Below are 260 nucleotides of genomic sequence, written 5' to 3' on the forward strand. Positions count from 1 at the left end.
GGTCGCCGGCGATATCTTCGACTGGGACGACTCCTTCTGTAGCGAAATGGTCAAAGGGCTGGGGCCGAACATAGCAGCTGACGCTACTCAGGTTCCAGTTTACGCTTCTGCCCGAATCGGTCAAAAAATCCCGATTGGCTCGTATATCGGTGTGCCTCTTAGAACCTCAGACGGGAGTTTATTCGGGACCTTGTGCGGTATAGATCCCTCAGCCAAGCCGGACGACATATCCGAATACCAGGACCTGATTGAGTTGCTTG

Annotated in this window: 1 pseudogene; it reads left to right on the forward strand. The window is 53.5% G+C overall.

The window, feature by feature from the left end:
- Window positions 1–260 (forward strand): annotated as a pseudogene (locus tag SB660_RS21695) (hypothetical protein); the annotation flags it as partial.

This window comes from Bacillus sp. SIMBA_005 (assembly GCF_046535585.1).
Lineage (GTDB): Bacteria > Bacillota > Bacilli > Bacillales > Bacillaceae > Bacillus > Bacillus pumilus.